General features: G+C 69.5%; 14 protein-coding genes. 6 read left to right on the top strand and 8 right to left on the bottom strand.

Annotated features, from left to right (window positions below; genetic code table 11):
* Positions 1–137: 137 nt before the first annotated feature.
* From V3391_RS14250 to V3391_RS14240, 3 genes are read left to right on the top strand one after another with little or no spacing between them, the layout of a single operon-like run.
* Positions 138–1,952 carry a sensor histidine kinase gene (locus tag V3391_RS14250; protein WP_332079109.1) on the top strand — a complete coding sequence of 605 codons (1,815 nt, stop codon included), beginning with the start codon at positions 138–140 and terminating at the stop codon, positions 1,950–1,952.
* Position 1,953: 1 nt separating this feature from the next.
* Complete coding sequence (locus V3391_RS14245; protein ID WP_332079108.1) at positions 1,954–2,394, top strand: response regulator; 441 nt, start codon at positions 1,954–1,956, stop codon at positions 2,392–2,394.
* Positions 2,394–2,765 carry a response regulator gene (locus V3391_RS14240; protein WP_332079107.1) on the top strand — a complete coding sequence of 124 codons (372 nt, stop codon included), beginning with the start codon at positions 2,394–2,396 and terminating at the stop codon, positions 2,763–2,765. Before V3391_RS14245 ends, V3391_RS14240 begins: the two co-directional genes overlap by 1 nt.
* Positions 2,766–3,118: 353 nt before the next feature.
* Here the strand turns inward: V3391_RS14240 and V3391_RS14235 are convergent, their stop codons facing one another.
* The 7 genes from V3391_RS14235 to V3391_RS14205 all read right to left on the bottom strand — a co-directional run bounded on the left by V3391_RS14235 (position 3,119) and on the right by V3391_RS14205 (position 12,833).
* Complete coding sequence (locus tag V3391_RS14235; protein ID WP_332079106.1) at positions 3,119–4,777, bottom strand: phosphoethanolamine transferase; 1,659 nt, start codon at positions 4,775–4,777, stop codon at positions 3,119–3,121.
* Entirely contained in the window at positions 4,774–5,529 is a 756-nt protein-coding gene (locus tag V3391_RS14230; RefSeq protein WP_332079105.1) for a phosphatase PAP2 family protein, read from the bottom strand. Before V3391_RS14230 ends, V3391_RS14235 begins: the two co-directional genes overlap by 4 nt.
* The gene (locus tag V3391_RS14225; RefSeq protein WP_332079104.1) at positions 5,526–5,882 is read right to left on the bottom strand and encodes a diacylglycerol kinase; all 357 of its coding nucleotides are present in this window, start codon (positions 5,880–5,882) and stop codon (positions 5,526–5,528) included. The genes V3391_RS14230 and V3391_RS14225 overlap by 4 nt, the downstream gene beginning before the upstream one ends.
* Positions 5,883–6,478: 596 nt before the next feature.
* The gene (locus V3391_RS14220) at positions 6,479–8,764 is read right to left on the bottom strand and encodes an NADP-dependent malic enzyme (RefSeq protein ID WP_332079103.1); all 2,286 of its coding nucleotides are present in this window, start codon (positions 8,762–8,764) and stop codon (positions 6,479–6,481) included.
* A gap of 114 nt (positions 8,765–8,878) precedes the next feature.
* Entirely contained in the window at positions 8,879–10,360 is a 1,482-nt protein-coding gene (locus tag V3391_RS14215) for an OprO/OprP family phosphate-selective porin (RefSeq protein ID WP_332079102.1), read from the bottom strand.
* Between the two features lie 43 nt (positions 10,361–10,403).
* Positions 10,404–11,426: an alpha/beta hydrolase gene (locus V3391_RS14210; protein ID WP_332079101.1), complete on the bottom strand. Its 1,023-nt coding sequence runs from the start codon at positions 11,424–11,426 to the stop codon at positions 10,404–10,406.
* A 51-nt stretch (positions 11,427–11,477) separates the two neighbouring features.
* Positions 11,478–12,833: a dicarboxylate/amino acid:cation symporter gene (locus V3391_RS14205; protein WP_332079100.1), complete on the bottom strand. Its 1,356-nt coding sequence runs from the start codon at positions 12,831–12,833 to the stop codon at positions 11,478–11,480.
* Positions 12,834–13,074: 241 nt separating this feature from the next.
* Here V3391_RS14205 and V3391_RS14200 point away from each other — a divergent pair, with 241 nt between their 5' ends.
* Both V3391_RS14200 and V3391_RS14195 read left to right on the top strand, forming a co-directional pair.
* A complete protein-coding gene (locus tag V3391_RS14200; protein ID WP_332079099.1) occupies positions 13,075–14,250 on the top strand; it encodes an OprO/OprP family phosphate-selective porin in 1,176 nt (391 codons plus the stop codon).
* A gap of 59 nt (positions 14,251–14,309) precedes the next feature.
* Positions 14,310–16,955, top strand: a complete 2,646-nt coding sequence (locus tag V3391_RS14195) for a hybrid sensor histidine kinase/response regulator (RefSeq protein WP_332079098.1) — start codon at positions 14,310–14,312, stop codon at positions 16,953–16,955.
* 202 nt (positions 16,956–17,157) lie between these two features.
* Here V3391_RS14195 and V3391_RS14190 read toward each other — a convergent pair whose 3' ends face one another.
* Positions 17,158–17,799, bottom strand: coding sequence for a response regulator transcription factor (locus tag V3391_RS14190; RefSeq protein WP_332079097.1), 642 nt, complete (start codon positions 17,797–17,799; stop codon positions 17,158–17,160).
* A gap of 89 nt (positions 17,800–17,888) precedes the next feature.
* Between V3391_RS14190 and V3391_RS14185 the strand changes: the two genes are divergently transcribed.
* A complete protein-coding gene (locus tag V3391_RS14185) occupies positions 17,889–21,074 on the top strand; it encodes a diguanylate cyclase domain-containing protein (RefSeq protein WP_332079095.1) in 3,186 nt (1,061 codons plus the stop codon).
* Positions 21,075–21,110: the final 36 nt, after the last annotated feature.

Genomic DNA, 21,110 nt, shown 5'->3' with positions numbered 1-21,110 from the left:
CAGGGGGACGCGACTGACACCGGACGCCAGCGGACGGTCCGCGTTGCCAGACACCCGGCCCTCGGCGATGATCCCGTGTTCAGGGGTGGATGCGGCATCATGCGCGACCGCTCCGTCCGCGCGAGACGCCCGCCCCGATGCCGCACACCGCCCCCGCCCCCTCCCTGCTGAGCCGCTGGCGCCTGCCCGCGCTGGGCATTGCGATCGCGGCCATCGTGGTGGGGCCGTTCCTGATCATGCGGTCGGCGATCAGCGAGGCGGACTTCGCCACGGAGAAGGTGCTGCACACCCGTGAGGTGGAATCGCTGATGCAGACGGTGGCGGCGGATGCGCGCAGCCTGGAAGGCGCGGCGGTCATCCGCGCCCGCGGCATCGACACGCCCGCGCTGCAGCAGCGCTTCGACGAGGCGCGTGCGCGCGTGCTGCCCAGCGTGGACGCGGTGCTGCAGCTCACCCGCGACAATCCCGAGCAGCTGGCCCGGCTGGGCGCCCTTCGCGGCAACATCGAACAGAAGCTCCAGCGCGTGGATGCCGTGTACAGCGCGGGTGAAAGCGCCCGCGCCCGGGATATCGACGACATGCTGGTGCTGTATCCGCTGCAGCGCCTGATCGACGACATCGTCAACGAAGAACAGTCCCTGCTGGCGGAGCGCTCGGCGCGCGCCGCGCGTGCCGACCGCAATGCCGACATCGCCAGCTGGACGGCGATGCTGGTGCAGCTGGCGCTGCTGCTGAGCGCCACCTATTTTGCCGTGCGCCAGCAGAGCGGACGCCTCGTGGCCGAGGGCCTGGCCGCGCGCGCCAGCAACCGCTCGGCGCTGGTGCTCGACAGCGTGCGCGAGCCGATCGTGCTGATCGACCGCGACCAGCGCGTGGTGATGCACAACGCCGCGTTCGCCGAGTTGTACGGCATCGGCGACGAAATCCGCGGCGAGCGGCTGGCGGAAGTGGGCGAAGGTGCGTGGGATCACGCCGAGACGCTGCGCCGTCTGCACGACGTGCTGGCCCGCGACCGCGAGCTGTGGGACCACCGCCTCAACCAGAGCACGGTCGACGGCATCGAACGCACCATGCTGCTCAACGCGCGGCGCATGCCGCTGCCCGACCGCGAGGATGCGGTGGTGCTGGTGACCGCGTCCGACGTGACCGCGCAGACGATCAGCGAACGCCAGATCCGCGAGCTCAACCAGCAGCTCGAAGGCAAGGTGGAGCAGGTCTCGGACGTCAACCGCGAGCTGGAGGCCTTCAGCTATTCGGTCTCCCACGATCTGCGCGCGCCGCTGCGGCACATCGCCGGCTTCGCCGACAAGCTGGGCCGGCACCTGGGCACCGACGTCGACGAGAAGACCACGCATTACCTGGGCGTCATCGGCAGCTCGGCGCGGCGCATGTCGGCGCTGATTGACGATCTGCTGGTGTATTCGCGCCTGGGCCGCAGCGCGCTGCGCCTGCAGAGCGTGGACCTGCAGTCGCTGGTGGCCGACACCCGCGCGATGCTCGATTCGAACGCGGCCTCCGAACATCCCGGCCACCGCATCGAATGGACGATCACGCCGCTGCCGATCATCGTCGGCGACGAGAACATGCTGCGGCAGGTGTGGCTCAACCTGCTGGGCAACGCGGTCAAGTACAGCACCGGCAGCGAGCCGGCGCAGATCGAGGTCGACTGCCGCCGCGGCGCCGATGGCGGTTACCAGTTCAGCGTGCGCGACAATGGCGCCGGCTTCGACATGCAGTACGCGGGCAAGCTGTTCGGCGTGTTCCAGCGCCTGCATTCGGCGACCGAATTCCCGGGCACCGGTGTGGGCCTGGCCAGCGTGCGCCGCGTGCTGGGCCGTCACGGTGGCCGCATCTGGGCCGAAGCCGAGCCCGGCAAGGGCGCCACGTTCCACTTCACCCTGCCTGCTTCGGTTGCCGAGGCGGGTCCGTCTACACCCTCTGGACATGCCTGACATGAGTGAAATCCGCACGATCCTTCTCGCCGAGGACAGCCCGCACGACGCCGAGATGGCGATCGACGCGCTGCGCGACGCCCACCTCGCCAACCCCATCGTGCACGTGGAAGACGGCGTGGAAACGCTGGACTATCTGCTGCGTCGCGGCAAGTTCGCCGACCGCCCTGAAGGCGATCCGGCGGTGCTGCTGCTCGACATCAAGATGCCGCGCATGGACGGCCTGGAAGTGCTCAAGCAGCTGCGCGAGCACCCCACGCTCAAGCGCATGCCGGTGGTGATCCTGTCGTCCTCGCGCGAGGAAAGCGATCTGGCCCGCAGCTGGGATCTCGGCGTCAACGCCTACGTGGTCAAGCCGGTGGACGTGGACCAGTTCTTCGAAGCCGTGCGCACGCTGGGCAAGTTCTGGGCCGTGCTCAACGAAACGCCCGACGAAGAGTGATGGTCGAGGCCACGCCGCTGCGGGTGCTGATCGTCGACGACTCGCGCGACGATGCCGAGCTCACCGAGCTGGCCCTGCGCGACGCGGGTATCGAAGTGGAGGTCCGCCGCGCCTATGGCGAGGCGGGCCTCACCGATCTGCTGCGCGAGTTCAAGCCGCAGATGGTGCTGTCGGACGTCAACCTGCCGGGTTTCTCCGGCGCCGAGGCCATGGGCCTGTCGCGCGCGATGCTGCCGGGTGTGCCGGTGGTGTTTCTGACCGGTTCGGCGATCGGTGCGCCGGGTGAGGAATTGCCGGTGGGCGACGGCCTGGTGTTCAAGGATGAGCTGGAGTTGCTGCCTGATGTGGTGCGGGGGTTGGTCGCGCCGTAAGTGGGGTTTTTGAGTTGCGTGCTTGAAGTATGTGGCGCTGCTGGGTGTTCGCGGCGCTGGTGGGGCGATGGGGTCTGCTTTGCTTGATCCATCCTACGAATGACTTGCTGCTTGCTTGCGGCTGGGTGACTGCGGGCGTCTGCCCTCACCCCAACCCCTCTCCCATGGGGAGAGGGGCTCGGTCAATCGCGAGCTCCGGCCTTCAAGCCCCGCTCCCTCTGGGGTGAAGAAGCACGCTTGCGAGCCACTGGCTCGCGTGCTGATGAACGCCCTCGCGATATCGCGAGGGCCGGGGCGCGGAGCGGGGGTTGGGGTGAGGGCAAGCGCGGACCAGATCCGCTCGACGCTCGCCTCTACGCGGCGGTGTGACGACACGGCGCGAACAGATCCAGATCCGGCGCGTAGTCGCGCGTCTGCACGCCGAACACGCCCAGCACCGAATGGAACAGGTTGTCGTGACTCAGCGGCATGGCAGACCGTGCGCGCAGACAGCGCATGTCCAGATCCATGTCAGCTGCGAGCCCTGACGACACCCACGCGATCATTGGCACGTGCAGCTGCTGCGACGGCGCGATCGCATACGGCGCACCGTGCAGGTAGAGGCCGTACTCGCCGAGCGATTCGCCGTGGTCGGACACGTACAGCAGCGCGGCATCGTGGTCCTGTTGCTGCTGCACGAGATCCAGTGCGCGGGCGAGGAAGGCATCGGTGTAGCCGATCGCGTTGTCGTAGGCGTTGGCGATCTGCGCCGGCGTGCAGCGGCTCAGCTCCGCGGTGTGGCAGGCGGGCTTGAAGGTCTCGTACGCCGCCGGATAGCGCTCGAAATAGTTCGGCCCGTGGTTGCCGAGCTGATGCAGCACGATCATCAGGTCGCCGGGCGTGGCGTCGATGCGCTCGCGCAGCCGGGTCAGCAGGATGTCGTCGAGGCAGCGGTCGTCTTCGCACAGCGCGGGGGCGTCGCTGGCCTGCATGTGCTCGATGCCGGTGCCGTCACACACGCCCTTGCAGCCGGACTGGTTGTCGCGCCAGCGCACGTCCACGCCGCTGCGCGCGACGACGTCGAGCAGGGACTCGTGGGCACGGATCGCGGCCTTGTCGTAATGCGCGCGGCCCTGCAGCGAGAACATGCACGGCAGCGAGACCTCGGTGCTGGTGCCGCAGGACTGCACGTCGCTGAAGTTCACGACGTCGCGTTTCGCCAGCTGCGGCGTGGTCTGCCGCGCGTAGCCGTTGAGGCCCCAGTTCTGTGCGCGCACCGTCTCACCGACGACGAGCACCAGCAGTCGCGGCTTCTCGCCGGCCGGCCGCGACACGCGCGCGGCATCGGCGGCGATCGTCAGCCGTTGTCCGGGCGGCGGTTCGGGTGCTTCGGTCAGGGCGCGCACCGTGGACACCACCAGATTGCCGGGCGTGATGCGGTACCGCAGTGCGTGATCGCTGCGCATCAGCGCGAACATGCCCTGCGAGGACAGCAGCACGGCGATCGTCGCCAGCAGCGCCATCGCGCCGAGAAACACCGCGCGCGCAGCGATCGCCTGACGCAACGGGCGTGGCGCCACCCGCACCCACGCCAGTACGAACAGCGGCGGTCCGGCCTGCAGCAGCACGTGCAGCACCAGCCATGGCGACAGCAGTTCGCGGCTCTCGGCGGGATCGGTGTGCAGGACGTTGAGGATCATCTCCACATCGAACAGCACCGCGTAATGGCGCATGTAGAACGTGGCGAACGCGGTGATGACGATCAGCGTGGCCAGCACCGGCCGCAGCGCACGCCGGATCGCGACCAGGCCGAACAGGAAGGCGTGCAACGCGAAGATCGCCACGCCCAGCGAGGCCAGCAGGCCGGGTGAGGCGCCGTCGTGCACGGCCGCCTGCCAGAAGCCGACGTTGCAGATCGCGACGAAGTACAGGCACGTGCCCGCGAGCAGGGATTCGGACGCGACCTGCGGACGCGTGAGCCAGCCGCTGCGCTGCGCCTGGACCAGCGGCCCGCGCCAGGGACGCGCACTCATCGCAGTGCCCCGTGTGCGATCGGCGCGCGGTGCGATGTGATGCGCGCGGCCGCGGCATCGCGCAGCTGCGCCGGCAGCCAGACGCGCGCCGACAGCGCCGCGACCAGCCAGCACAGCGTCAGCGCCCACAGATCGTGCGACAGGAAATGCGCGCCGCGCAGCTGCTGCACGGCGCCGAAGACCAGCCCCAGCGCGAGTCCGAACACGAGGCCCAGACGTCGCCACGTCCGCAGCGACGGACCGGCCGCCGCGCAGGCGAAGTACAGCGCCAGCCACGCATAGCCGGCCGCGGCATGCGCCGCAGGAAAACACGCGGCCGGGCCGAGTGCTGCGGGGCGCGGGTCGAAGGGCGACAGCCAGGGATGCGTGCCGCCGTAGCGCTGCAGATCCCAGGGGCAATCGATGCCGGTATGCGTCTTGAGCACCGACACCAGGGCGCTCGCGAGCGGAACCGTCAACAGCACGTAGCCCAGCGGTCGACGCCACGCCGCCGGCACGCGCCCGCTCCAGGTCAGGCCCCACGCGACGGCGGTCAGCATCCAGCAGCCGATGCTGAAACGGCGGCCGCCGACGTGCAGGAGTTCCGCGCTCCACCAGGCATCGCGCGCAGCCCAGGTGCCGCCCTGCCAGGCGTAGAGATGATCGGCCCACCAGGCGTCGCCGCCCGTTGCCGCCAGCAGACAGGTGAGCGCCACCGCGCCCGCGATCACGCCGAGCAGCGCCGGCGTCCGCGTGAGGGCGTCGACGCTCACAGCACGCAGATCCAGACCGCGACGTGCACCAGCAGACTCACCGTGACCGCCGCCGACCCCGCGTCCTTGGCCTTGCCGCTCAGCGCGTGCCAGTCGGCGCCGACGCGATCGACGACCGCTTCGATCGCGGTGTTGAGCAGTTCGACGACGAGGACGAAGCCGAGCGTGGCGAGCAGCAATGCGCGCGACAGCGGCGCGAGATCGAGCGCGAACACGAGGACCAGCAACGGGGCGCCGAGCAGCAGTTCCTGGCGGAACGCGGCTTCACTGCGCCAGGTGTCGACCAGGCCACGCCAGGAATGCCCGGTCGCACGCAGCAGGCGACCGGCACCGGTGGAGGAAGGGTTGCGCATCGGCAGGCTCTGCCGGGAATCCGTCCCGGCTTGTCGCGGCGCAGGATCGACAGCGCCACGTCGGAGCGGGGTCGGAGAGATGTTCGCTGGGGATTAAGGCGGGGGTGACCGGGGCGCGGTTGCGGATGAGGAATTCAGCGCCGCATGACGTCGAGCCTGCCGGCGACCTCGGGCTCGGGTGCGGGGCTGGCGTCGTGTGCGGGGTGGAGGTCCCCGGATGCGTCTTCCTGCGACAGGCATGCCAGGGCGGGGACAGCTTCGCGGATCGGGATGGCGCGCGTCGGCTTTGAGGACGGATATGGGTCCGATCGTCCGTAGGTCGAAGGTCGGAGTGTGCGCCGGAGCTGGACACTCGCCTCGAAGCTCCCTGAAACCCGTCATTCCGGCGAAAGCCGGAATCCAGCGCCTTTATCTTTTGCTTGAGAGCCTGGAGCCACTGGATTCCGGCTTTCGCCGGAATGACGGGGATATTGCCCCCCGCTTCACCGCGTGCGCTCGCTGTTCCGCAACCGGACCGTTTACCCCCATCCCGGCCTTCCCCGGCATGCGGGGGAAGGAGCAGGTCATACGCAGGTCAGAGAGCCCGCGAACGACGGTCAACCCTCCGCCAGCTGCGCCTTGCGGATCTGCGCGTCCACCGAGGCGATCGCGGTCATGTTGATGACGCGGCGCGGGGTGGCGGACGGGGTGAGGATGTGGGCGGGCTTGTTGACGCCCATCAGGATCGGGCCGAGCGCGGCGCCGCCGGTCATCACGCGGATCATGTTGTAGGTGATGTTGGCGGCGTCGATGTTCGGAAACACGAACAGGTTCGCGCGCCCGCTGAGCGTGGTGTCGGGCAGCATGCGGCGGCGCAGGGATTCGTCCCATGCGGTGTCGCCCATCATCTCGCCGTCGAATTCCAGCTTCGGCGCGCGGCGGCGCAGGATGTCGTGGACTTCGCGCATCTTGCGGGCGCTGGGGTCGTCGTGGCTGCCGAAGTTGGAGTGCGACAGCAGCGCGATCTTCGGCTCGATGCCGAACAGCTTCAGACGGAACGCGGCCTGGATGGTGCTCTCGGCGATCTGCTCGGCGCTCGGGTCGGGCTGCACGTGGGTGTCGACGAAGAACCACAGGCCCTGGTCGTTGACCACGCCGGTCATCGCCGAAGTGCTCTGCAGGCCCGGGTCGAGGCCCAGCACGCTGCGCACGTAGCCGAGCTTCTTGTGATAGCGGCCGACGATGCCGGTGATCATCGCGTCGGCTTCGCCGCGGTCGACCATGATCGCGGCGATCAGTGTGGGGCGCGAACGCAGCAGGTTCTTCGCCGAATCCGGGGTGACGCCGCGACGCGCGGTCAACGAGTGGTAGTGCTGCCAGTACTCGTTGAAGCGGGGATCGTCGTTGATGTTGGTCAGTTCGAAATCGCGACCGGCGACCAGGCGCAGGCCCAGACGCTTGATGCGCATGTCGATGACGTCGGGGCGGCCGATCAGGATCGGCGTCGCCAGACCTTCGTCGACCACGGTCTGCACCGCGCGCAGCACCACTTCTTCTTCGCCTTCGGCATAGACGATGCGCTGGCGGTCACCGCGCGCACGGTCGTAGACCGGCTTCATCACCAGACCGGTGCGGTGGATGAACTGGCCGAGCTTCTCGCGATACGCGCGCATGTCCTCCATCGGGCGCAGCGCGATGCCCGACTCCATCGCGGCTTCGGCGACGGCCGGGGCGACGATGGTCAGCAGGCGCGGGTCGAACGGGCGCGGAATGATGTACTCGCGGCCGAAGCTCGGAATCTCTTCGCCGTAGGCGCTGCCCAGATCGCTCGCTTCTTCCTTCGCCAGCTGCGCGATCGCGTGCACGCAGGCGAGCTTCATCGCTTCGTTGATGCCGGTCGCGCCCACGTCGAGCGCGCCGCGGAAGATGTACGGGAAACAGACCGCGTTGTTGACCTGGTTCGGATAGTCGCTGCGGCCGGTTGCGATGATCGCGTCCGGGCGCACGCGCTTGGCGTCCTCCGGCATGATTTCCGGGTACGGGTTGGCCAGCGCCAGGATCACCGGATTGGGCGCCATCGCCTCGACCATTTCCGGCTTCAGGATGCCGCCGGCCGACAGGCCCAGGAACACGTCGGCGCCGACGAGGATCTCGGCCAGCGTGCGCTTGTCGGTGTCGCGCGCGTAACGCGCCTTGTCCGGATCGAGATTGTCGCGACCGGTGTGGATCACGCCGTCGCGGTCGAAGGCGAGGATGTTCTCGGGCTTGAGGCCCAGTGCGACCAGCATGTCCAGACACGCGATGCCCGCAGCGCCCGCGCCGGTGGTGGCGAACTTGACGTCCTCGATGCGCTTGCCGGCGATCTCGAGCGCGTTGACGATCGCCGCGCCGACGATGATCGCGGTGCCGTGCTGGTCGTCGTGGAACACCGGGATCTTCATCCGCTCGCGCAGCTTGCGCTCGACGATGAAGCACTCCGGCGCCTTGATGTCTTCGAGGTTGATGCCGCCGAAGGTCGGCTCGAGGCTGGCGATGATCTCGACCAGCTTGTCGGGATCGGTCTCGTCGACTTCGATGTCGAACACGTCGATGCCGGCGAACTTCTTGAACAGCACGCCCTTGCCTTCCATGACCGGCTTGCCGGCCAGCGCGCCGATGTTGCCCAGGCCCAGCACCGCGGTGCCGTTGGAGATCACCGCGACCAGATTGCCGCGCGCGGTGAGTTCGCTGGCGGCGTTGGGATCCTTGACGATCTCCTCGCAGGCGTAGGCGACACCCGGCGAGTACGCCAGGGCGAGATCGCGCTGGGTCAGCATCGGCTTGGTCGCGCTGACCGTGATCTTGCCGGGCGGCGACGCGCGGTGATAGTCGAGGGCGGCCTGGCGGAATTCGTCGTTGGACATCGTCGGGGGATCTGCTCTGGGAAAAAATGACGCGGGACAGGATTCTAACCCCGCCCCGCGCAAACCCCTGGACGGGGGCGTGTGGTCCGCTTCAGGACCGGTCGGAACGGCCGGTCAGAACACCACCTGGGTGCGGACGTTGAAGGTGTGGCCCGAATCCCGGCCGGCGTAGGCACCGACCTGGTTGTCGGTGTTCCAGCGCACGACGTTGAACATCACGCGCGACCAGTTGTTGAGGTACCAGTTCAGGCCCAGCGTCCACGAATCGCCCTCGCCGCCGCGCGCGGCGTCGGTGAAGTCGTACTTGTCCCAGCGCGTGGCCAGTTCCCAGGCGCCGATGCCGCCGTCGGTGACCGGGCGCGCCACGCGGGTGGTGCCCCAGACGCCGGAGCGGGCGCTGAAGCCGGGCTTCTCGCCGGTGATCAGCCAGCCGGCGTAGGCCGAGTGCGCCTTCTGGTCGACTTCGCCCACCGAGGTGGAGCGCAGCGTTGTCTCGCTGGTCTCGGCGAAGGCCCAGACGTTGCGCCAGGTCCCGCCCAGCTCCGCGCCCCAGACCTTTTCGCCGGTGACGTCGTTGATGGCGCTGGCCGACACGCGCACGTTGTCGTTGAAGCGCGAGGCCACACGCGGCGTGCGGTTGATGCGGTTGGTGTCGACGCCGTAGTCCTCGTGCACGTACCAGCCACCGACATGCAGGAAGCCGGACGGGCGCTTGATCGGGTTCACGTGGCCGCGGAACGAATAGGTCAGCGAATCGGTCTCGGTGCCGGTATTGCCGACGTCGTCGCCGGTGATGCCGAAGGTGGTGTGCCAGTTCTGGCCGATCATCTTCATCTGCACGCCGAGGCCGAAATAACCGCTGGCCGGCATGCCGACGCTGGCGACCGCGTTGCGTTCCATGAAGGGCGTCCGGGTGAGCGTGGTGCTGGAATCGATGGCGCGGTCCTTGAGCTTGTTGCCGACGTAGAACTCGGTCGGAATGCTGCCGAGCATCGTGTCCCAGCTCAGGTAGGCATCCGACAGGCTGACGGTGTTGTTCGAGAGTTCGGCGTCGATCTTGTAGCCCAGCGCGCCGATGGTGCCCTGCGCGCCCAGACGCGCCTGGCGCAGGTTGGTGCCGGTGATGTTGCGGCTGTCGAAGTCCGAGCCGTGGGTGGACGAGAAATCGACCAGCACGCGGCCGCGCGGATTGAAGGTGAAGCTGCGGTCGCTGTTGCGGAACTCGGGGCCGCCGCGGCGCCAGCTGACGTTGCCGCCACCGCCGCCGGTGCCGCCGCTCGCGGCGAGCTGCGCGACCTGGGCCTGCAGGATCGCCATGTCGTCCTGGCGGGTGTCGGCCACGGCGGCGTCGATCTGTGCCTGCACGCCGTCGACTGGCGCGGTTGCGGGCGATGCGGCGACGGCGGGTGCGCCCATCGCGTCGAGGCGCCGGGTGAGCGCCTGCAGTTGCGCGGACTGCTGCTGGATCTGTTCGGCCTGCAGGCGGATCAATTCACGCAGTTCGGTTTCGGTGGCGGTGTCGGCAGCGAGGGCGGGCAGCGTGGCCAGGCCCAGCAGCGCGCCGGCAGCCAGCGCGCGGGGGTGTGTGCGATTCATTCGGTGGTCTCTCCCGTGGAACGGATGCAAAGGCGTGGACGGCTCAGTCGCCGTCTTCTTCGAGATCGGCGTCGGCGTCGTCGACCGGCGGCGGTGCCAGCGGCGCGGTCTCACCGGTCAGCGGCTGCAGGCTGACCGGCGGCGCGGCCATGAAGCCGTGCGCGCGCGCCCAGGTGACGAACAGGCGCGGCCACTGCGCGACCTGCGTGCCGGGTTTGCCCAGTCCCCAGCTGTGGCCGCCGCGGTCGAAGACGTGCAGTTCCGCCGGCACGTTCTGCGCGCGCGCGGCCTGGAACATCAGCAGGCTGTGCTGGACGTCGGCGATGCGGTCATCGGCGGCGTGGGCGAGGAACACCGGCGGCATGTCGCTGCGCACGTGGCCTTCGACCGAATACGCCTCCACCGCGTCGGGCTGGGTGGCGAGTTCGCGGCGGCTGCGCGTGGTGTCGTACGGCGGCTTCAGCGTGACCACCGGGTAGAGCATCGCCAGGAAATCCGGACGCGACGGCAGGCGGTCGCTGGCGTCGAGCGCGGGATAGAAATCGTGATCGAAGCGCGTCGACAGGATGCCGGCGAGGTTCGCACCGGCCGACGAGCCCATGACGCCGATCTTCGTGGGATCGATGCCGAGTGCATCCGCATGCGCGCGCAGCAGGCGCATCGCCCGCTGGCCGTCGGCGAACGGTGCCGACGCCGGCCAGCCGTCGACCGGCATGCGGTAGTACAGCACCGCCGAGGTCACGCCGATCGACGCCAGCCACTGCGCCATCGGCCGCGCCGCGGTGCCGACCTGGATGCGGAAGTAACCACCGCCGCCGAGGATCAGCACGGCGGTGCCGTTCGGGTTCGCCGGCTGGTGGATCTCCAGGCGCGGCTGCGAGACACGGGTGACCGCGCCCATCGAGCTGCCTTCGTTGCCGACCAGTTCCGGGCCGCTGACGGTCTGCGGCAGATGGCCGTCGGGCCACAGCGGCAGAGTCTGCGTGCCGGCCTGGGCATGTGCCAGGCCGGTAAAGCTGAGCAGGAGGCCGGCGATCAGGCCGGCCCAGCGGTGTCGTGTCGTCATGGGTCCCCTCCCAGGGCGTTGCGTGAATCGTTTCAAGCTTCGTGCGCGCCCTCAGTCCAGCGCGAGCACGTTGCGGTCGCCCGGGCCTGCGGCCGGATCGGGCGCAGCGGCGACCGGCAGCGGCTTGCCGTCGAGCGCGGCGGCCAGCTGGTCGCGGTCGAGCGCGCCTTCCCAGCGCGCGACGACGACCGTGGCGACGGCATTGCCGATGAAGTTGGTGATCGAGCGGCACTCGCTCATGAAGCGGTCGATGCCGAGGATCAGCGCCATGCCCGCGACCGGCACCGTCGGCACCACCGACAGCGTGGCGGCCAGCGTGATGAAGCCTGCACCGGTCACGCCGGCCGCGCCCTTGGAGCTGAGCATCGCGACCAGCAGCAGGGTGACCTGCTGCCACAGCGTGAGTTCGGTATTCGTGGCCTGGGCGATGAACAACGCGGCCAGCGTCATGTACAGGTTGGTGCCGTCGAGGTTGAACGAGTAGCCGGTGGGCACGACCAGACCGACGACCGACTTCTGGCAGCCGGCCTTCTCCATCTTCTCCATCAGCGACGGCAGCGCCGATTCCGACGACGACGTGCCCAGCACCAGCAGCAGTTCGGCCTTCAGATAGCGGATCAGCTTGAAGATCGAGAAGCCGCAGGCGCGCGACACCGCGCCCAGGATCACGAGCACGAACAGGGCCGCGCTGACGTAGAACGTGCCGACCAGCCACGCCAGGTTCGCAAGCGACGACAGGCCGTACTTGCCGATGGTGAAGGCGATCGCGCCGAACGCGCCGATCGGTGCGGCCTTCATCAGGATGTGCACCAGCTTGAACACCGGCACGGTCAGCGTTTCCAGGAACGACAGGATCGGCTTGCCCTTCTCGCCCACCAGCGCGAGCGCGATGCCGAACAGCACCGCGATGAAGAGCACCTGCAGGATGTTGCCGTCGACGAAGGCGCCGACCAGCGTGCCGGGAATGATGTCGAGCAGGAAACCGGTGAGCGTCATCTCGTGCGATTTCTGCACGTAGCCTTCGACCGCGGCGGTGTCGAGCGAGGCCGGATCGATGTTCATGCCCACGCCCGGCTGCACCACGTGCGCGACGACCATGCCGATCACCAGCGCCAGCGTGGAGAAGAACAGGAAGTAGGTCATCGCCTTGGCGAACACCCGGCCCACCGTGCGCAGGTGGGTCATGCCGGCGATGCCGGTGACGATGGTCAGGAAGATCACCGGCGCGATGATCATCTTGACCAGCTTGATGAAGGCATCGCCGAGCGGCTTGAGCTGTTCGGCGAACGCCGGCTCGAAATGGCCGAGCAAGGCGCCCAGTGCGATCGCGATCAGCACCTGGGCGTAGAGCTGGCGGTACCACGGCAGCCGCGGCGCGGCCGGAACATTGGAAGGCATGGCGTGCATGGGTGCGTACCGGGTGTGCGCATCCAGCGGATGTGGATGCAGGCGATGCGTTGTACGCGGGCGCGTCGACGCTGCCGATAGCGCATTGGTGTTAAAGGGCGCATTCCTAATCCTTTCGGATTAGCTCACGTGCCTGCGAGACGCTGCCGTCCTAGACTTCTCCGGTCGCGCGCCCGCGCGCGACCGCCCCCCACCGCAGCCGGCCGCCCCCGCGTCCGCCTGCCGCTTCCCCAAGGATTCCATGCGCAACGTTCTTCCCCCGCTTCTGGTGCTGTGCGCCTGCACCGCCGCCACGCCCGTTCTCGCCGCCGAAGGCGCGCAGGCCTGGCCGCCGAAATTCACGTTCGCCGACAAGACCGAAGTCGCGCTCACCGGCAACTTCGCCTGGGACAGCGCGGACTTCGCGGGCCACCCGCGCCTCGAGGACAACGAGGGCCTGCGTCGCCGCGAGTTCGGCGCGACCGTCAAGAAGGCCGGCGTCTGGGACGCGATGGTCTATTTCGACTTCGAGTCCAAGAGCTGGCTCGACGTGTTCGTGCGGTTCGACAGCAAGCATTTCTTCGACCGTGATCTCGGCAAGCTGCGCATCGGCTACATGAAGGTGCCGGTGGGTCTGGAAGGCGTGACCAGTTCGCGCGCGGGCACGTTCATGGAACTGGCGTCGCCGATCCAGGCGATCTACCAGGGCCGCCGCACCGGCGTGGAGTGGACGCTCGAGCAGGACAAGGCGCTGTTCCAGGTCGGCGGCTACGGCGGTAGCGACCTGCAGGGCGACAACCCCGGCCAGACCTATGCCGCGCGCGCCGCGTGGACGCCGCGCAAGGCCGCCGGCGACGTGCTGCACCTCGGCATCGCCGCCTCGCGCGAGAACCCGCAGGGCTGGACCGACGGTCGCGGCGTGCAGTTCGACCCGACCGCGCGCCTGCGTGCGCGTCCCGGCACCAACCTCACCGACGTGCGTCTGGTCGACACCGGCAGCCTGGCGCCGGTGAACCACATCCAGCGCACCGGTCTGGAAGGCATCTGGATCAACGGCCCGGTGTCGATGCAGGGCGAACTGCTGCGCGCCGACATCGCCCGCGACAACGGCCTATCCGACTACACCGCCGAGGGCGGCTATCTCGCCGCGAGCTGGCTGCTGACCGGCGAAAGCCGCGTGTATTCGAGCGGCAACGTGGCCAACCCGAAGCCGGCCAACGGCTACGGCGCGGTGGAACTGGCCGCGCGCTACAGCACGCTCGATCTCGACGACGGCCCGGTCAATGGCGGCCGCCAGCACGATTGGACCTTCGGCGCGAACTGGTACCTCACCCCGTACGTGAAGCTGCAGGCCAACTACGTGCGCGCCAACGCCACCCGCAACGGTGCGACCAGCCGTCCGGAGATCGTGGAAGTGCGCGCACAGGTACACTTCTGATCGTGCGCGGACGCCGCGCCCCTGCGGCGTCCGCGATGCCTGGCGCCTGAGTCCGCGCGATGCGTACGCAACCGCGCCTGCGACGTCTGCTGCTGACCGTGCTGATCGCCTGCGGCGGGCTCGTGCTCGTCGCCGGCCTCGGCTATCGCGAAGGGTCGCGGCGCGCGCTCGACGCGCAATCGGCGCAGGCCGCACAACAGCTCGACCTGCAGGCGCAGGCCCTCAACCAGCGCATCGAACGCTACCGCGCCCTGCCCCAGGTATTGGCGCTGGATCCCGACCTGCGTGCCGCCGTGGCCGCACCGGTCGATGCCGACACCCGGGCGCGTCTCAACCAGCGCCTCGAAGAAGCCAACCGCACCACGCGCGCGTCGACGCTGACGCTGATCGATGCACGCGGCATCGCGATCGCCGCGAGCAACTGGCGCGATGCCGGCAGCAATGTCGGCGAGGACTACGCGTTCCGCCCGTACGTACAGCAGGCGCTGCGCGACGGCCGTGGACGCTTCTACGGCATCGGCGTGACCACGTCGGTGCCCGGCTATTTCCTGTCCGAAGCGCTGCGCGACGATGCCGGCAACGCGGTCGGCGTGATCGCGATCAAGATCGAACTGGCGGCGATCGAACAGACCTGGCCCGACGACGGCGATCTGGTGCTGGCCAGCGATGCGCACGACGTGGTGTTCCTTGCCAGCCGCGCGGCATGGCGCTACCGCGTGCTCGCGCCGCTGGATGGCGAGGCCCGGCAGGAACTCGTGGCCACGCGCCAGTACGAAGGCGAGCAGCTGCGCGCGTACGCCGGCCAGGTGCTGCGCAATGCCGGCGCACACGGCGCGGTGGTGCGCGTCGACATGCCGGCGATGCCGGGCACGTGGCTGTGGCAGCGCGCGCCGGTCGCCGATACCGACTGGACCCTGCATCTGCTCCACGACGCCGCGCCGATTGCCGCCGCGGGCCGCGAGTGGGCGACGATCGCCGGCGTGTCATGGGCGGCGCTGGTGTTCCTCACCCTGTTCCTGCAGCAGCGCGTGCGCTTGGGGGCGCTGCGCCGGCGCAGCCGCGACGAACTCGAAACCCTGGTGCGTCACCACGCCGAGGAGCTGCGCAGCGCGCGCGACGGTCTGGTCGCCGCGGCGCAGGAAGCCGACACCGGCCTGAGCCGGCGGCTGGCGCATCTGCCGCAAGGCGTGGTGATCATCGACGCGGCGCTGCGCATCGTCGCGTGGAATGCACGCTACATCGAACTGTTCCGGTTCCCGCCGGACCTGGTGCGCGTGGGCACGCCGATCGAAGAGGTGTTCCGCTACAACGCGCGTCGCGGGCTGCTCGGTCCGGGGCCGGTGGAAGAGGCGATCGAACGTCGCCTCGAACATCTGCGCAGCGGCAAGCCGCACATGCGCGAGAGCGAGAAGTACGACGGCACGGTGCTGGAGATCCGCGGCAACCCGCTGCCCGACGGCGGCTTCGTCACCAGCTACGCCGACATCACCACCTACAAGACCACCGCACGCGAACTGCGCACGCTGGCCGACGCGCTGGAACGCCGTATCGCGGAGCGCACCGCCGATCTCGAACAGGCACGCGCCGAGGCCGAAGCCGCGAACCGCTACAAGGGCCGCTTCGCCGCCGCCGCGGTGCACGACCTGCTGCAGCCGCTCAATGCCGCACGCATGTTCGCCGCAGGCCTGCGCGCACGCCTGCGCGACGACGAGACGCGACGCCTCGCCGACAACATCGACGGCGCGCTGTCGGCGCAGGACGGCATCCTCGCCAGCCTGCTCGACATCTCGCGCCTGGAAACCGGCACGCTGCGCACCGATGTCCGCGAGGTCGCGCTCGGTCCGCTACTCGATGGTCTGGCGCGCGAAACCGGCGTGCTCGCGCAGGCGCGCGGTCTGCGCTTCGATCACGTGCCCACGCGCGCCTGGGTGCGCAGCGATGCCACGCTGCTGCGGCGGCTGGTGCAGAACTTCCTGTCGAACGCGGTGCGCTACACGGCGCGCGGCCGCATCGTGCTGGGCGTACGTCGCGACGGCGACCGGCTGTGGATCGAAGTCCACGACACCGGGCCCGGCATTCCGCCGAACCGGCAACGCGAGATCTTCGAGGAGTTCCGCCGCCTCGACGACGGCAATGCCGGTGACCGCGGTGCGGGCCTGGGGCTCGCCATCGTCGATCGCATCGCACGCCTGCTCGGTCACCGCATCGATCTGCGCTCGCGCCCCGGCACCGGCAGCGTGTTCCGCGTCTGCGTGCCGCTGACCGACGCACCCGCGCAGCCGGTTGTCGAACCCGTGGCACCACGCGTGCCTGCCGAAGACGACGCCCCGCTGCGCGGCTGCCGCGTCTGGGTCGTCGATGACGATCCGCAAACCTGCGCCGCGACGCGGCAGCTGCTGGAACGCTGGGACTGCGAGGTCCCGCTGGCCGACGGCCCGCACGCCGCGCTGGCCGCCGCCGTGCGCGGCGAAGCGCCGGACCTCGTGCTGCTCGACGTGCGCATGGGCGAGCACCACGGCCCGAGCCTGTTCGAAACGCTGTGCGACCGCTGGAGCGCGGTGCCGCTGGCGATCCTGGTCACCGGCGAATCCGACCCCGCCCTGCGCGCGCAGGCGCGCGATGCGGGTCAGGGATTTCTGCCCAAGCCGGTGCGGCCGCCGGCATTGCGGGCGCTGATGATGCAGATGCGGTTGCGGGGTTACTGAGGGAGAACTGCTCTCTGCCGAGGTGGTGGAACGGCACTTACCGCACGCCGCTAGATGCATCCCTCGTCATCCCAGCGAAAGCTGGAAACGCTTTTCAACAGCCGGATGGCTGGTCATCCATCTTGATTTTGGCTTTTCGAGCGAACGTCAAAATGGGCCCCAGCGTTCGCTGGGGCGACGGAATCTGAATTCGCTGAGGCGACTACGCCTCATCCTCCCGCTCCAACGCCTTCACCAGCACCGCGGCCTGCGTGCGGCTGTGGCATTCGAGCTTCTTGAGGATCGCGGTCACGTGCACCTTGACGGTGTTCTCGGCCAGGCCGAGCTGATGCGCGATCTGCTTGTTGAGCAGGCCGTCGGCGATGCCCAACAGCACGCGGAACTGCTGCGGGGTGAGCTGGGCGAGACGCGAGGCGAGCTGCGCGTCCTCTTCGGAACGCTCCGCGGTCAGCGGCGGGAACCAGCTGCCGCCGTCGAGCACGTTCGCCACCGCCTGGCCGATGGACTCGGCCGGCGCCGATTTCGAAATGAAGCCCGAGGCGCCGAACTGCTGCACGCGGCGGACGGTGCGCGGGTGGTCGTTGGACGAGATCACCACGACCGGCAGTTCCGGCCGCTCGCCGCGCAGCCAGACGAGCGACGACAGTCCGCGTGCGCCGGGCATCGTCAGATCCAGCAGCACCAGTTCGATGTCCGGGTGCGCGTCGAGCGCGGGTTCGAGGGCCGATGCGGTGGCGGCTTCGATCACGCGGATCTGGCCGAGGCTGTCGCGCAGCGCATGCAGGACGGCGGCGCGCAGCAGCGGGTGGTCGTCAGCGACGAGGATGGTGGGAGCGGCGTCCATGGCGTGCAGTCTGGCATGGACGGCGGAATGCGACGCCGGTCACGCTGGCACGGAATTCGCAGGCACACTATGCAAAGGGGGAACACCGATTGCGTAACCGAGCCGTCGCCAGCGCGCGCCGTGCGTGCCAGCCAGTACGTGCCGACGCGTGCAGCGTCGGCAGGGCCGGCCGTGCGCGCAGTCTGGCGACGCGCCTGCTGGCCGCGACGCTGCTGGCGTGCGCGTCGTTCACCGTCTCGGCGCAGGTGCCCGATCCGGTCGACGATCCGCCGCTGAGTCTGGAGATGTACGGCCTCGACGAAGGCCTGTCGCAGCTGACGGTCTCGGCGATGACCGGCGACGACCAGGGCTTCCTGTGGGTCGCCACGCAGGATGGTCTCAACCGCTTCGACGGCCACCGTTTCCGCGCGTATCGCAACCTGCCCGACCAGCCGGTCGGCGGCGCGAATCTGGTCAGCAGCAGCATCGACAGTCTCGCCTTCGAGCCGCAGCGCACGCGCATGTGGCTGGGCACGAACGATGCCGGTCTGGAGGTCGTGCATCTGCCGACGTGGACGCAGCGCCGGCTCGGCGTCGACGACGGGCTGTCGCATGCGCGCGTGGTGCGCATCCTGCTCGATCCGGCCGGCGGCGCGTGGCTGGGGACCGAGGCCGGCGTGGATCACGTCGACGCGGAGATCCGCGGCGCACGCCGGCTGGGCGCGACCGGCGAGATCGTCGGCCTCGCGTGGTCGGCGGCGCGCAAGCGTCCCGTGGCGCTCGATGCCGCGTGCGGCCTGTGGTCGGTCGAGGCGGACGGCCTGGTGCGGTTGCCGGCCCTGCCCGGCGCGAAGCGGTGCGTGTCCCTGCAGGCCGGCCGCGAGGGCCTGTGGGTGCTCGCCGCCGACGCCGGCCTGTTCCGGCTCGACACCGCCGCGCGCCTGCAGCGGCACTGGTCGCCGGCCGCGCTCGGCGTGGCCAGCGTCGACGCGACCGCGATGATCCGGCTCGAGGACGGCCGCGTGCTGACCGGTTACGGCAACGGCGCAGTGGTGCAGCTCGCGCCCGGCAGCGACCGGCCGCGACGCCTGCGCTTCGACAATCCACCGCGCAGCGCGATCACCAGCTTCCACCAGGGCGAGACCGGCGCGTGGTGGATCGGCACCTATACCTCGGGCCTGTACCGCGTGCGGCCGCTGGCCTCGGTGATCCGTCACGACGGCGCGGGCGTCGGCACGATGGACGACTGGGACAGCCACAGCGTCCGTGCGATCCGCCGCGACGGCGCGCGCATGCTGATCGGCACCGACAGCGGTCTGCGCATGCGCGACGGCCCGCGTGCGGACTGGCGCCCGGTCCCCGGACTCGCGGATCTGTCGGTACGTGCGATCGAACCCGCGCGCGACGGTGGCTGGTGGATCGGCACCCAGGTCGGCTTGCGCCGTCTGTATGCCGACGGCCGCGTCGATGCGCTCGACGGCCTGCCCGATGCACGCATCGACGCCCTGCTCGCCGAAGACGACACGCTGTGGATCGGCACGCGCAGCGGCGTGATGCAGCTGCGCGACGGACGCATCGACGCCGATCCGCGCTTCGCCGCGATCGCCGGCGACGTGGTGACGGTGCTTCATCGCGACCAGGACGGCAGCCTGTGGATCGGCACCAATACGCGCGGCCTGTGGCGGCTGCACGACGGCGTGTTCGCGCAGGTCCAACCCGCCGGCGCGGGCATGCACCGCTCGGTGTGGGCGATCCATGGCGACGCGGACGCGATCTGGGTCGGCGCGTTCGCCGCCGGCCTGTACCGCATCGATCGCGCGACCGGGGTGTCGTCGGTGCTGACCGAGCGCGACGGCCTGACCAACAACGTGATCTACCGGATCCTGCCCGACATCGGCGGGCGCCTGTGGCTGAGCACCAATCTCGGCCTGAGCGTCTACGACCCCGAGAGCGGCATCGTGCAGAACCTCGGCCGCCGCGACGGCCTGCGCAACCAGGAATACAACAGCGGCTCGGCGTTCAGCGGCCGCGACGGCCTGCTGTACTTCGGCGGCACGATGGGCGTGGACGTGATCGCGCCGATGCAGCTGCCGCGGCGCAGCGCGCCCGCGCATCCGGTGCTGACCAGCCTGCAGCTGCTGAGCCGCCAGTCCGACACCGACGCGCGCAGCGGCACCGAAACCGACATCGTGTACACGCCCGGCATCGACCTGCGCGAGGAGGACAGCGTCTTCACCATCGGCATGACGGCGATCGATTTTCTCGCCCCGGCGGCCGCGCAGTTGCGCTATCGCGTCGACGGCCTGCACACCGGCTGGATCTATCCGCACCAGGCGCGTACCGAGTTCTCGCTCAACCATCTGCCGGCGGGCCACTACCGGCTGGAAGTGCAGGCCGCGGGCCGCGACGGCCAGTTCGGCGAATCGCGCGTGCTGACGATCGCGATGCCACCGCCGCCGTGGCGGCACCCGCTGGCCTACGTGCTGTACGCGGTGCTGGCGGCGCTGGCGGTGGCGTTCTTCGTGCGGCGCACGCGGCGCGCGGTGCAGCGCGAACGCGAGCGCGTCGAACTGCTCAACCGTACCGTCGCCGAGCGCACCGCGCAGCTGGAGCAGGCCAACCGGCAGCTGCAGCAGAGCAACGCCCAGCTCGACGCGGCCACGCGGCTCGATCCGCTGACCCAGGTGCCCAACCGTCGCGAGCTGCAGGAATGGCTGGCCCGCGAAGCCGTGCATGCGCCGGGCCGGCGCGGCTCGGACACGCTGTTCTTCTTCATGCTCGACATCGATGCGTTCAAGCGCATCAACGACGGCCACGGCCATCAGGCCGGCGACGAAGCGCTGGTGCAGTTCGCCGCGCGCATGCGCGCCCTGACCCGCGACGGCGATCTGCTGCTGCGCTGGGGTGGCGAGGAATTCATGCTCGTCGCGCGGCTCGACGATGCCGATGCCGCCGCCGGGCTGGCCGAACGCATTCGCAGCACCGTCGCCGACACGCCGATCGCGCTCGCGCACGGCGCGTCGCTGCGCATGACCTGTTCGATCGGGTTCGCGCCCTGGCCGTTCTCGACCGCGTGGCCGACGCTCGGCGACTGGCAGCAGACCACCGCGATCGCCGACCGCTGCCTCTACGCCGCCAAGGACAGCGGCCGCAATGCCTGGGTGGGCCTGGTGCCGGGTCTCGATGCGGATCGACCGCGTCTGCAGGCACTGCTGTCGGGCGCCGACCCGGTGACGCTCGGCCATGCGGTGCGGCTGCTGCATTCGACGGTGGCGCCGCCGCGGTTCGAGCGTTGATGCGAAGGCTCCGACGGGTTTCGCGTTGCGCTACCC

It is taken from the genome of Luteimonas flava (genome assembly GCF_036584485.1).
GTDB lineage: Bacteria > Pseudomonadota > Gammaproteobacteria > Xanthomonadales > Xanthomonadaceae > Luteimonas > Luteimonas flava.
This window is presented reverse-complemented; position numbering and strand designations above follow the sequence as displayed.